The following is a 12690-nucleotide window of genomic DNA, read 5'->3' as shown; positions in this document are numbered from 1 at the left end:
CCAATCCTGAGAGTCTGGGATACATATGAGATTCTGTCATGCCAACCCTGGCAGTCTGGGATACATATGAAACTCTATCACATCAACCCCAAGAGTCTCGGATACATATGAGATTGTGTCACATCAACCCCAGCAATTTTTCAGCCATTTCCTTCTCAATCCTCAGCAATATTAGTCTAGAAGCTATTATGATAAAATCAGAGTGAGGAGGCGTGACTATGAAAGTACTGATTTTTGACGGAGACTGCAGTTTCTGCAATTTCTTCGTACGCTTTACGGTGCGCATTAATAAAAATCCTGAACTTCGCATTACCGATTTCAATACTGATTGGGCTAAAGAAAATCATAAGCCGGATGACGATATAGACAGCGTTATTTATATCGCAGAAGACAAAACTTATATATATTCTGATGCTGCACTTCACATGCTCGCGGATGCTAACAGGCTTTTTAAGCCCGTAATTCTTCTAAAACTTATTCCTAAATTTATACGGGATACATCATATAAAGTCATTGCAAAATACCGTAAAAAAATTCCCGTTAAGAATGTCTGCGAACGTCCTTCAAAAAAATTTATCGATATGTATTTAAGTTAATAGGAAAAGTGCCGGCAATGATGACATTACCGGCATTCTTTTCATCTTCTCGTGCCACCGTCAGTTCTCGGTGGCGCGCAATTCATCTTCTCGTGCCACCGTCAGTTCTCGGTGGCGCGCAATTCACCTTCCCGTGCCACCGACAGTTCTCGGTGGCGCGCAATCGCCCGCTTCAATATCACTCTCAAATATTTAAAACACATTCAGCGCCGTGTAAATAACGAGCGGCAGAGTGATTGCGCTGAGCAGCGTGCTCATCATCACAATTTCCGCAGCGTATTCCGGATCACTGCTGTACTGCTGGGCAATGACGGAACTGTTTACAGATGCAGGCATTGCTGTCGTAATCAGTATCGCCTGTGCAACGACACCTTCGACGTTAAAGAGAAGCAGCATCGGCAGTGCCATGGCAGGAATGACTAACAGTTTAACAGCTGTTGCGATAAAGGCAGTAAACCGGAGATGGCGGAATCTGATACCGGCAATCTGTGTTCCGAGTATGAACAGCACCATACCGATCATCGCGTCTCTTATGTAATCCAGTGATGATATTACCGGCGTCGGCAAACCGATATTGAAGTAGTTAAATATCAGACCTAAAAACAGCCCGTAAAATATTGGCATTTTAAAATAGCCGAGCAGCGCTTTAAATTTCCCCACATTTTCCGCACTCAGGACGAAGATACCGTATGAGTATGCAATAATATTTTGGAAGACTACCATCATGACCTGCACACTCATCGCAAACGGATCACTTTTAAATACCAGATCGTTAACCGGCACGCCGTAATTACCAGCGTTATAAAATAAACTGGAGTTCGTAAATAATACAGTGTGCTGCCCTTTCACTCCAAACACAGCTGCGATAATCCTCGACACGGCATAAGACAGCAGTGCAAAGATAAATAAAAAAATCATTATGTATAACAGCAGACTGAAGTCTATATCCGAACTGTAGAGGTTCATAAATATGAATCCCGGAATAATATAGTTCACCATCAGTTTGCCGAGTGTCGGCCGATCGAGTTGTAATCTCAGCTGTGCAACGTAACCGATAAAAACAATAATAGCTATCGGCAGCATTACATTCGTTAAAATAAACAGAAATTCAGTCATAGATGTGTTCTCCCCTTACTTTGATGCAAGCACCTCTTGAAAAGCTTTTAAAAATGAATTTTTATCTTCCTGCGATAAAGCCTTAGGACCTTTTGTCCGCCCTCCGCCTCTTCTGATTACACTGCTCATATGGCGTGTTTCAAGCAGATGGTCCATATTCATCTTATTATACTCGAACCCTGTATGATGCAGTACTGTACAGCCCTTCGGCAGAAGCAGCGAGGCTAAGCCGTAGTCCTGCGTTACGATGACATCTCCCGCTTCAGCCAGCTGGACAATTTTATAATCTGCAGCATCGGGACCGGCATCGACATAAATTGCCCGGACATGCGAGTCGAGTTCTCTTGAACTGAAATGAGACAGGCTCGATACAAGTACGACTTCTATATTTTCATCTTTAGTTTCTTTAATCACTATATCCTTTACCGGACATGCATCTGCATCGATAATAACTTTCATAAAACATCACTGCCTTTTCATTTAAACTCAATTATAGCAAATATTCTTTATTCTTTTCTCCGGAAATCTGTTCTTCTGATTTTCCCCTTCTTTGTTTTGATAATTTACGATAAAAACCATTCTCAATTTATCTGTTTTAGACAATGTTTTTTTATACAGCCCACATTATTATAGAGTAGATATTAAAATAAATTAAATATGAAATGGTGTGACATAAAGTATGACTAAGTATTTCAAAAATGTCGATAACTGGCTTGGCGGCCTTCAATGGTTAATGTATATATTTATCAACACAGTTGTTGTGCCGATTACCATGGGCGCAGCTTTTAATTTATCCCAGGCGGAAATTGTCAGTACAATGCAATTTTCATTTATACTTGGCGGAATCGCATGTCTGTTACAGGTATTTATCGGGCATAGAAGACCGATTATGGACGGCCCATCCGGACTGTGGTGGGGCGTACTTCTCGCCTTATCTTCACTTGCAGCAGCGCATGGAATGCCTATTGCAGAAGTGGGCGGCAGTATCGCAACCGGCTTAATTATTACAGGAATTCTTACAGTAATTATCGGTTTAACAGGTTTTGGATATTATTTAGAAAAATTATTTAACCCAAGTGTTATGGGAGTATTCATGCTCTTGTTCGGCGTTTCCCTTTGCATCAGCTTCTTCAAAGGCATGGTCGGTCTGCCGTTTGGCGGTGGAGAGGGCCCGACAGAAATTCAAATTGGACCTGCGATTTTGTCATTTGTTATTGTCAGCTTAGTTCTTATTTTAACGATTCGCGGTTCCAATAAATTGTCACAGTACGCTATGCTGATTGGGATTATTGTCGGCTGGCCAGCTTATCTCTTATTGTTCGGCTCTGATGCACAGCTTACAGGCGGAACAGCAAGCTCTCTTGAAATATTCTGGTTCCCGCTCGGTTCGCCGGCATGGAATATCGGAATTATTTTAACCGTTGTTATTACAGGTATGCTTAACTTATCTAAACAGTACGGCTCTATTAAAGGAACAGATCCTCTTTATCCGGATTCACCTTCAACGAGCAAAGATTACAGAAATTCATTTACTATTACCGGTGTTATGACAATCCTTCCGGGATTCCTTGGATTGGTGCCTTATTCTCCATTTGTATCATCAATCGGTTTTATTCAGCAGACTAAAATTTACGAGCGTATGCCGTTTATCTTCGGTGCGGCAATGTTCTTTATTATGGGTGTGATTCCTCAATTCGGTTCATTCTTTACGATGATTCCATTAAGCGTCGGTTGTGCAGTATTATTCGTTTCATATGTTCAACTCTTCGGCTCTGCATGGGACTGGTTCAAACTTGTGGAATTCAACAGCCTGAATATTTACCGTGCAGCTATCCCGATGTTTCTCGGGCTTGTACTTATGGCAGTACCCGCTTCGGTATTCGCAAGTCTTCCAGGCTATGTTCAGCCGTTATTATCAAGCGGTCTCTTAATGGGTACGATAATTTCCATCGCAATGGAAAATTTAATGAATTGGGATAAGGTCGGTGCAACTATCTCAAACAATATTGGTAAAAATATTGAAAAAGAAGAACCTGTCAATAAATTATAAGTAAAGTAAAAGCTCTGTCCCAACGGCCAGAGCTTTTCTTTATGTTCGTATCATGATGTATATCTGCTGTTATGGTAAGGTAGATTCATATCATGAAGAAGTGAGGGGTTTGAATATGGACGTAAAATATCCTATCGGTAAATTGCAGGTTCCTGAGACTGTGACGCTTAACGACATTCAAAAATGGCTGGAAGATATCAGTACTTATACTGAACGTCTCCGCAATGAAGTTGCTTCCCTGACGGATGAGGAGTTAAGTAAAACATACCGTGAAGGCAGCTGGACTGTGCGTCAGCTCGTTCATCACATTGCTGATTCACAGCTGAATATGTATCAGCGCCTGAAGCTTGCTTTAACGGACGATAATCCAAAAGTTCCGGAGTTCATTCAGGATGAGTGGGCAGAACTGCCTGACAGCAAACTTCCTATAGAGAGTTCTCTTAAAATATTGGAAGGTATTAATGAACATGTGATCGCGCTTGGAAACAGTTTGACCGAAAAACAGTTAACACGTGTATTCACACACCAGGTCAATGGCGAAATTTCTGTCGGCACTAAAATTGCTAAGCTGGCATGGCATGAAGAACATCATTTAGCCCATATTAAAATCGCCTTATCAAAATAAATACACACAGCAAGAGCTCCTTTGAAAAAACTTCAAAGGAGCTTCTTTTAGTCGAGTTCGATAATATTCAGTTCAAACAAATAATCATCGTGGAAACTGATATTAATATAATTTGCACCACTCACTTCAGGCAGATATGCAGGCACCGCTGTAATTTCTACAGTTTCTATAAATCTCCTGCCGTTATAAAAACTGATATAAGCAGGTGATGTAATAACATAATCTTCAGAAGGTGTATATTCCAATGCGCCTGTTATATAATAATCAGCATCTTCAACGAAGTTACCTTTGTCATCGATTCGTTCGCCGGTAAATACATCATCCCCTGACAAAAAATCCTGCCCAAACATGATCGTACCCTGCATTCCTTCTTCCACCGGTTTACCGCGTCCGACCAGATCATCAGGAGTAGTATTTACTTCATTACCCGCTGATGCGTCTTCCCTTCCTTCATTTATCAGCTGAACCGTGTCCTTTTCCGGCTCATTGAAACTGACAATAATACGGTCCGCTTCAGGCACCTGTTCTATAATATGCGGTCCGTCATGCCCGTAGTTATTTGTTTTAATAAATTCACTGCCGTAAAAGTAAGATACGTAAGAAGCAGCGGTTACCGTATAATCCTTCTCCGGGTTATATTCCATCGGCTCAGTGCGGGTCATATAAGATCTGGCATCATCTTCACCGCTGTAATTTATCCAGTAACCGCTGGCAAGTTCAGTGTCTTCCATTACATCAACCGGTTCTGCAGCTTCCTCCACTTCTTCTGTTTCAGATTCATTTTCCGTATTCTCACTGGCAGTCTCATCAGATTCTTCTTCAGATTCAGCATCTTCTTCATCTGCTGTCTCCGTAGTTTCCGTCTCTTCAGTCACAGATTCTTCTGTATCTGCCTCAGAAGTTTCAGGTTCGTCAATCGGCGGTTCGTCCGTATCACTGCACCCTGTCAGAATAAACGCACCTGCCAGCATAAGTATTAACCATCTCATAGCCTCTCCCCCTGCTTGTCCATTCCCCTTAAATTCACTGCGGCTGTATGTAGCATTATTAACCTATACCCATATTTTCTAAAAAATAATAAAAGGCTGCCTGAATTTTTCATCAGACAACCTTTTAACAATAGAATTTTTACGGATTATTCGACCACAGTCCTGCATTTTTCAGTACAACACGCGGATTTAATTTAAGCTGGGCAACAATCAGTTCAGCCAGATCTTCTGCCTGCATGACTTTTTCTGGATTGCCGTCTGTTAAGTTCAGTTCAACCGCCATATCTGTCGCGACTGTACTTGGCGTTAATGTCGTTACGCGGATATTGTGCTTACGCACTTCCATCATCAGTGATTCACTCAGGCCGATGACTGCAGCTTTCGATGCAGAATAAGCACTCGTCACCGGACCGCCTTTTTGTCCTGCTGTAGAAGATATATTAATAATATCCCCTGTCTTACGCTCAACCATCTCAGGCAGTACCGCGCGCGTGGTGTAATACACGCCGTTAACATTAACATTGAGAATGTTCGTCCACTCTTCAGGTGTCAGTTCCATAAAGCTGCCGAATTTGGAAATACCGGCGTTATTCAGAAGAATATCAATTGCACCTAATTCACCTCGGATTGATTCTACCGCTGAAGTGATTGCTTCCATATCTGAAACATCAGCTGCAGCGATTGCTGTTTTAACATCATAGCTTTTAAGCTCTTCCTGAACTTTTTTAAGATTTTCAATCGACCGGCCGACCAGTCCGATATTTACACCCTCTGCTGCCAGAGCAAGAGCCGTTGCACGGCCAATACCGCGGCCTGCTCCTGTAATCAATGCTGTTTTACCGCTTATATTTTGCATATTGAAATCTCCTTTAACTCTTTTATTTCACATATAATTTTATCACGTTCTTCATCTTTAAGATAACTTATGACTTAAAACAATAAGATAAATCATGCAGATGATTAATCTCATAATCAGCTTGAATCTGAGAATCATTTTCCAACCTGTAAGGATTGTACCAGACCGAATCAATGCCGGCATTATGAGCACCGGCAATATCAGAAACAAGACTGTCTCCGACCATCAGTATCTCATTTGGATAAAGATCGGCTCTTTTCATACTTTTTGTAAAGAAACTGATATCCGGTTTTGCATGACCAAGATCATCAGATACAAACAAGTCAGTAAAGTACCGCTTCAGTCCTGATAATTTCAGTCTGTTTTCCTGCATCGTTAATACACCGTTCGAAGCTGCATAAATTTTACAGTCTGCTGATATTTTCCGAAGCATTTCTTCAATACCTGGTTCCATAATGTGCTGCTCCCCGAGTAAATTGCCAAAATGTGCCTTGGCGAGATCGCTGTCAAAATCCATATTCAGCGATTCAGACAGTTCTTTGAATCTTATATTCATTACATCTGCAACGGACAGCACTTCCTCTTTCTGCTGTTTCCATAAACGCTCATCAATTTCTGCGAACGACTCAAAAACACCTTTGTTATATTCGATATTGAGCGTTGAAAAAGTTCCCTTCAGCGCACTCTCACTGCATTTTTTAAAGTTAAATACTGTATCATCGATATCCAAAAAAACCGCTTTATACATATCATCTCTCCCGTAATATTTTTAGTCCTCAACTTACCATCCACAATATCAATAATGATTAACGTGCTCAATACTTTCATTTTTCTCCCGAAGTATTATATTCTTAAGGTAGATTCTAATTAAATGAGGTGCAGTGATGAATATAATTGTTACAAGCCTGTTCGTTGATGATCAGAAGAAAGCATTAAACTTCTACACCAGTATTCTCGGTTTCATTAAGAAACATGACGTACCTGCAGGTAATTTCAGATGGCTTACAGTCGTCTCAAAAGACGATGAGAATGGGACAGAACTCGTCCTGGAACCCAATGACAATATCGCAGCACAAGACTATCAGAACAGCCTGATGCAGCAGGGTATTCCCGCAACGATGTTCGGAACAGATGACATTGATGAAGAATTCAAGCGCTTAAAATCACATGGCGTTGAGTTTACGATGGAACCGAAGGCTGCAGGTGAGATAAAACTCGCAGTATTTAACGATACGTGCGGCAATTTAATTCAGCTGATTGAGCAGTAAAATAGACACTTCCAAAAATTGGAGGTGTCTATTTTTATTTTGGCTCCGTCAATTCATATACTTCATGGAACTTCGAACTTGGCGGATCTATATAGAAATAATAATTTCCTTCAGAATTATTGACGTTAACTACAAACGGCAGTTTCATAGTGACTGACTCCCCTGGATTAATATCTGCGGTCAATTCTTCTTCAATCGCATATTCTTCCATGTAGTTAAAGCCTTCCTGATCTTTTTCCATCAAGGAAATATTTGAATTCTCTTCGAATTTAAATGCTTCTTCCCCATTATTAGTCACAGTGACATCTACAAGAGCCAAATAAAATCCTGTATCTTCTTCAAAACCTATAAGATACTCTTCCATCGACTTTCCTTTAAACTCTCTTGTCAATGTAAAATCATTCACTGTTAATGTGTAAGGCTGATTAATCATAATTGATTCTTCCAGTTCAACTGTATCACCTAGATGGCGATATTCAACATCATCTGAAGTTTCTTCATCAGCTGTGTCACCCTGTTCAAGCTTCTCTTCTGATACGTTGTCTTCCTCATTCTCTGAAGTCGCCTCGCTCGTTTCAGCATTCTCTTCTGTCTCTTGTTCCTTTTTCACTTCATCATTACCGCATGCCGCTATAATAAGAAGTAGAACAATACTAGTAAAGTATAAATATTTCTTCATCAAAATCTCTCCCCTTAGCTTAAAATATATAGTAACTGGTTAATTGTAACATTAGTTCCTTTGCATTTTCAGCTGAAATTTAAAAGTTCCCAAGCAGTGATTATTCGATGGAATGAGACATTTTACTTTGATTATAAAATAAGAAAACACTTCCCATTCCTGGGAAGTGTTTCGAATATATAGATATATTAACGTTTTGAGAACTGTGGAGAACGACGGGCTTTCTTAAGTCCGTATTTGTAACGTTCTTTCATACGTGGGTCACGTGTTAAGAGTCCAGCTCTTTTCAGCGTGCCGCGGTGTTCTGGATCTGCTTCAAGTAAAGCTCTTGCAATACCGTGACGGATTGCTTGTGCCTGACCTGTGAAGCCACCACCGTGAACATTTACCAATACATCGTAGTTACCTTCTGTTTCTGTAACTGCGAATGGCTGGCTTAAATCTAAAATTAAGCTTTCAAATGGGAGATAATCTCTCATGTCACGTCCGTTAACTGTTACTTTACCTTCACCTGGTACTAAACGTACACGTGCAACTGAGTGCTTACGACGTCCAGTTCCTTGATATTCTACTTTAGCCAAATGTTTTCCCTCCTAGTCCTTAACCACGTAACTCGTAGTTTTCAGGTTGTTGTGCTGCGTGTGGGTGTTCCGCTCCACCGTATACAAATAATTTCTTGCCTTGTTTACGTCCTAATGGATTCTTAGGTAACATTCCTTTGATAGAAGTTTCTAATAATCTCATTGGGTTTTTGTCTCTTAATTCACCAGCTGATACTGATTTGATTCCACCAACATGACCTGAATGTCTGTAGTAGATTTTTTGTGATTCTTTTTTACCTGTTAACACAATCTCACTTGCATTGATTACGATAACGTAGTCACCTGAATCAACGTGAGGTGTGAAAGTTGGTTTATGTTTCCCGCGTAAAATTGTTGCTACTTCTGTAGATAAGCGGCCTAAAGTTTTACCTGCTGCATCTACAACAAACCATTTACGTTCGATGTTTTGCTCATTAGCCATAAACGTTTGACGCATAGTAATTTCCTCCTAAATCTGTTCTCTATTGTCGTTTTAAATTTGTCGTTTTTGTCTTTTTATATTCATAATCCTAATAAGTTTCCGGGGCCTATTAATCATGGATGGATATAAAAATGTACCGTTAATTATTATATAATTTAACCTTCATAAAGTCAATGTTTTCAAGATAATTTCTACAGCTTTTCATACCAAACTTTTTCCAGATAAAGACCTTCTGCCGGTGCGGTTTTAGGAATCACCGTTCTGTCTTTTTTGGCAATCATGTTTAAAGTATCAGGTTTTCTGATACCTCTGCCGCATTCGAGAACATAAGCTGTGATTACCCGCACCATATTATAAAGGAAACCGGTGCCGGTAATCAGAAATTCAAACCCGTCTGCTGTTTCGATAACTTTAAAGTCTTTAATAGTCCGAACTTTATTTTTAATTTCCGCCTTGGCACTGGAAAATGTCGTGAAGTCATGCGTGCCGATAAACGGCTGCATCGCCTCTTCCATCAGCAGAGCATCCAGTTCATACGGGTAATGTGTCTTTAAACCATCGTAAAAAGGGTTCTTAGTGCCTGTGTAGACTTTATAACGGTAAGTCTTCCCCGTCGCATCAAAGCGTGAATGAAAGTCATCAGCAGCGATTTTAACATCATTAATCAATATGTCATCCGGCATCGCTCTGTTTAAAATGAATTTCCATTTTTCAGGCGGCAGATCTATCGGTGTGTCAAAGTGGAAATACTGTTCCAAAGCATGCACACCCGCATCCGTTCTTGATGATGCATGAATCCGGACAAACTCCTTGTGCATCCGTTTCAGCTGTTTTTCCACAGTGCCCTGCACCGTGCGGTAGTCATGTTGATACTGGAATCCACTGAAGTTTCGTCCGTTATATGAAATATTAACTGCCACTCTCATTAGTTTCACTGCCTTACAAATATTAATAATGTACCGAATAAAACAAGCACGATCAGTGCCAGTGTATCCCGTGTTCTCCAGGACAGAAGACGATAGTGTGTCCTGCCTTCTTCGCCCTGATAACCTCTGACTTCCATCGCTATCGCCATTTCTTCCGCTCGTTTAAATGCAGACATAAAAAGAGGTATAAAAATTGGAACGAGTGCATTGATACGCTGTTTTAAATTTCCTGTCATAAAAGTCGATCCGCGCGCACTCTGTGCTTTTATTATTTTTTCTGTCTCATCCATCAGCGTCGGAATGAATCTTAATGAAATCGACATCATCATCGCAATCTCATGCACAGGAACTTTTAAGGCTTTCAGCGGCCTGCACAGCTTTTCAATAGCATCTGTCAGCTCAATCGGACTCGTTGTCAGCGTCATCAGCGTGGTAATGACTACGAGAAGTATCAGCCGGATTGTAATGTAGATACCGGTGATCAGCCCTTCGGACTCGATTGTAAAGAATCCGCCGTCAACCAGCACCGTCCCGCCCTTGGTTAAGAAGATATGCATCAGGAAGGTAAATATCAGCAGAATAAAAATCAATTTTAAACCGTTAAACAGAAATCTGATTGATAAACCTGCAAGTTTTGTCACCGACAAAACGAACAGTATCAGCAGACTATAGCCGACCCAATGATTTGCAAAGAAAACGATAATCATAAACAGAATAACCGAAATAATTTTAGCTCTCGGATCCAGTCTATGGACTATACTGTCTCCCGGAATATATCTGCCGAGCAGCATCGAACTAAGCATTGTTACGCCTCCAGTCCTCATACAGCCGAATAAATTCAGCTGTATTTTTCGGAGTGCCATTCAATGCTATGCCCTTCTCTTTTAAATCCCGGGCCAGCTGAATAACATGAGGTACTTCCAAATCGTACCGTTCCATAAAGTTCTGGTCTGTCAGTATATCAGCTGTTCTGCCTTCGCCTGCAAGCTCTCCCTGTGACATCACCTTTACTTCATCAGTAAATTCGAGCACATCATTCATATCATGTGTAATTAAAATTACTGTAATACCTATTTTTTTATACACATCATAAAACAGCTGCATCGTTTCATCATGGCTTAAAGGATCGAGTCCCGCCGTCGGTTCATCCAGTATTAAGATATTCGGTTCCATCGCAAGTATTCCAGCGATTGCAACTTTCCGCATCTGGCCGCCGGAAAGTTCGAACGGGCTTTTCTCAAGCAGCGATTCATGAACATTGAGAAGTTTAAGGTAATAGCAAGCTTTCTCTCTTGCAGCTTCTTCCGCTATTCCCATATTCATCGGACCAAACATAACATCTTTCAGCACCGTGCTTTCAAACAGCTGATGTTCAGGGAACTGGAATACCATGCCGACCTTCATCTTCGCCTGATGGATAAGCTTCTGCTTAGATTTTTTCGAAAGTATAATGCCGTCTGTTTCCACTGTGCCGGAGCTCGGCAGAATCAAGCCGTTCATCGTTTGAATCAGCGTTGATTTACCGCTCCCTGTATGGCCGATCAACCCGTAGAACTTCCCATTTTCAAAAGTCGTATTTATATTCTTTAATGCATGATATTCAAACGGGGACTTGCGGTGATAAATTACATTTACATCTGTAAATCGAATCGTCATGATAACCGCACCACCAGTTCATCATGAGTGACGAATGAACCGTCCAGAAGTGCATTTGAAATTTCCACCGTATACGGTACTTTTAAGCTGCTTCTTTCCAGCATTTCCTTATCCCGGTAAATTTCTTCAACCGTGCCTTCTCCGACAATGCTGCCGTCGTTCATAACGATGACTTTGTCGCTGTGGTCAATTTCCGTTAAATCATGAGTAATATAAAGAATCGTTGTATCCAGCTGTTCGTGCAGGTTCCATAAAATGGACAGCACTTCGTTCCTGCCTGCCGGGTCCAGCATCGAAGTCGCTTCGTCCAAAATGAGGACCTCCGGCTGGAGTGCGAGTGCACCTGCGATAGCAACTCTCTGTTTTTGGCCTCCCGACAGACGGTGGGGTTCATGAGAACGAAATTCAAGCATATTAACGAGACCGAGAGCATGTTCTGTGCGGGCAATCATTTCCTCTCTTTCAAGTCCCAGATTTTCCAGTCCGAAGGCAACGTCATCTTCTACTGTCGCACCGACAAACTGGTTATCCGGATTTTGAAAGACAATTGCAAACTTGCGTCTCAGTCTCTGTTTATTTTTCTCGGTTAAAAGTTCATTGCCGACGTATATTTCACCTTCATAGTCTTCGATAATACCCATGATGATTTTTACCAGCGTACTTTTACCTGAACCATTATGCCCGATAATGGACGTCCATTCGCCTGCATTAAAAGAGATGGAAATATGATCCAGAGCATATGCTTCTTCAGACCGGTATTTAAATGCAATATCTTTTAGTGAAATCATATTTCCACCCCTTTAAAAAATTATGTAAAAAAAGCGCGTACCCTGCAATAAGAGTCGCGCACTGATTATATACTGCAGGATACGTTGAGCTAGACGAATGAGCCCTTCCGGGCTCACC

16 protein-coding genes are annotated in these 12690 nt (G+C 41.0%); 4 read left to right on the top strand and 12 right to left on the bottom strand.

Annotated features, from left to right (window positions below; genetic code table 11):
• The first annotated feature begins 218 nt into the window (after positions 1-218).
• Positions 219-596, top strand: coding sequence for a thiol-disulfide oxidoreductase DCC family protein (locus IR135_RS06780; RefSeq protein ID WP_135097919.1), 378 nt, complete (start codon positions 219-221; stop codon positions 594-596).
• A 192-nt stretch (positions 597-788) separates the two neighbouring features.
• Here IR135_RS06780 and IR135_RS06775 read toward each other — a convergent pair whose 3' ends face one another.
• Positions 789-1712 (bottom strand): AEC family transporter, encoded by a 924-nt coding sequence (locus IR135_RS06775; protein ID WP_115884818.1) that lies wholly within the window; start codon positions 1710-1712, stop codon positions 789-791.
• A gap of 15 nt (positions 1713-1727) precedes the next feature.
• A complete protein-coding gene (locus tag IR135_RS06770; RefSeq protein WP_135097917.1) occupies positions 1728-2171 on the bottom strand; it encodes a YaiI/YqxD family protein in 444 nt (147 codons plus the stop codon).
• A 220-nt stretch (positions 2172-2391) separates the two neighbouring features.
• On the opposite strand from IR135_RS06770, the gene IR135_RS06765 reads away from it, so the two are divergent.
• The gene (locus tag IR135_RS06765; RefSeq protein WP_135097915.1) at positions 2392-3762 is read left to right on the top strand and encodes a uracil/xanthine transporter; all 1371 of its coding nucleotides are present in this window, start codon (positions 2392-2394) and stop codon (positions 3760-3762) included.
• A gap of 115 nt (positions 3763-3877) precedes the next feature.
• Complete coding sequence (locus IR135_RS06760; protein ID WP_135097913.1) at positions 3878-4387, top strand: YfiT family bacillithiol transferase; 510 nt, start codon at positions 3878-3880, stop codon at positions 4385-4387.
• A 47-nt stretch (positions 4388-4434) separates the two neighbouring features.
• Here IR135_RS06760 and IR135_RS06755 read toward each other — a convergent pair whose 3' ends face one another.
• The 3 genes from IR135_RS06755 to IR135_RS06745 all read right to left on the bottom strand — a co-directional run bounded on the left by IR135_RS06755 (position 4435) and on the right by IR135_RS06745 (position 6980).
• Positions 4435-5376: a hypothetical protein gene (locus tag IR135_RS06755; protein WP_228063448.1), complete on the bottom strand. Its 942-nt coding sequence runs from the start codon at positions 5374-5376 to the stop codon at positions 4435-4437.
• Between the two features lie 139 nt (positions 5377-5515).
• A complete protein-coding gene (locus IR135_RS06750) occupies positions 5516-6232 on the bottom strand; it encodes a 3-ketoacyl-ACP reductase (protein ID WP_135097911.1) in 717 nt (238 codons plus the stop codon).
• Positions 6233-6299: 67 nt separating this feature from the next.
• Entirely contained in the window at positions 6300-6980 is a 681-nt protein-coding gene (locus IR135_RS06745) for a YjjG family noncanonical pyrimidine nucleotidase (protein ID WP_135097909.1), read from the bottom strand.
• Between the two features lie 136 nt (positions 6981-7116).
• On the opposite strand from IR135_RS06745, the gene IR135_RS06740 reads away from it, so the two are divergent.
• On the top strand, positions 7117-7500 hold the full coding sequence (locus IR135_RS06740) for a VOC family protein (protein WP_135097907.1): 384 nt from the start codon (positions 7117-7119) through the stop codon (positions 7498-7500).
• 34 nt (positions 7501-7534) lie between these two features.
• Here the strand turns inward: IR135_RS06740 and IR135_RS06735 are convergent, their stop codons facing one another.
• The 7 genes from IR135_RS06735 to IR135_RS06705 form a co-directional block, all read right to left on the bottom strand.
• Positions 7535-8179 (bottom strand): DUF4352 domain-containing protein, encoded by a 645-nt coding sequence (locus IR135_RS06735; RefSeq protein ID WP_135097905.1) that lies wholly within the window; start codon positions 8177-8179, stop codon positions 7535-7537.
• Positions 8180-8367: 188 nt separating this feature from the next.
• Positions 8368-8760 (bottom strand): 30S ribosomal protein S9, encoded by a 393-nt coding sequence (gene rpsI / locus IR135_RS06730; protein ID WP_135097903.1) that lies wholly within the window; start codon positions 8758-8760, stop codon positions 8368-8370.
• A 19-nt stretch (positions 8761-8779) separates the two neighbouring features.
• Positions 8780-9217 carry a 50S ribosomal protein L13 gene (gene rplM / locus IR135_RS06725; RefSeq protein ID WP_115884826.1) on the bottom strand — a complete coding sequence of 146 codons (438 nt, stop codon included), beginning with the start codon at positions 9215-9217 and terminating at the stop codon, positions 8780-8782.
• Between the two features lie 176 nt (positions 9218-9393).
• Complete coding sequence (gene truA, locus IR135_RS06720) at positions 9394-10128, bottom strand: tRNA pseudouridine(38-40) synthase TruA (protein WP_135097901.1); 735 nt, start codon at positions 10126-10128, stop codon at positions 9394-9396.
• A gap of 5 nt (positions 10129-10133) precedes the next feature.
• The gene (locus tag IR135_RS06715; protein ID WP_135097899.1) at positions 10134-10931 is read right to left on the bottom strand and encodes an energy-coupling factor transporter transmembrane component T family protein; all 798 of its coding nucleotides are present in this window, start codon (positions 10929-10931) and stop codon (positions 10134-10136) included.
• Complete coding sequence (locus tag IR135_RS06710) at positions 10924-11784, bottom strand: energy-coupling factor transporter ATPase (RefSeq protein WP_135097897.1); 861 nt, start codon at positions 11782-11784, stop codon at positions 10924-10926. Before IR135_RS06710 ends, IR135_RS06715 begins: the two co-directional genes overlap by 8 nt.
• Positions 11781-12572 (bottom strand): energy-coupling factor transporter ATPase, encoded by a 792-nt coding sequence (locus tag IR135_RS06705; RefSeq protein ID WP_135097895.1) that lies wholly within the window; start codon positions 12570-12572, stop codon positions 11781-11783. The genes IR135_RS06710 and IR135_RS06705 overlap by 4 nt, the downstream gene beginning before the upstream one ends.
• Positions 12573-12690 lie beyond the last annotated feature (118 nt).

The sequence above is a fragment of the Jeotgalicoccus nanhaiensis genome (genome assembly GCF_015235105.1).
In the GTDB taxonomy this organism is placed as follows: domain Bacteria; phylum Bacillota; class Bacilli; order Staphylococcales; family Salinicoccaceae; genus Jeotgalicoccus; species Jeotgalicoccus nanhaiensis.
The sequence above is the reverse complement of the archived record's forward strand: the minus strand, read 5'-3'. Positions and strand labels throughout refer to the sequence as shown.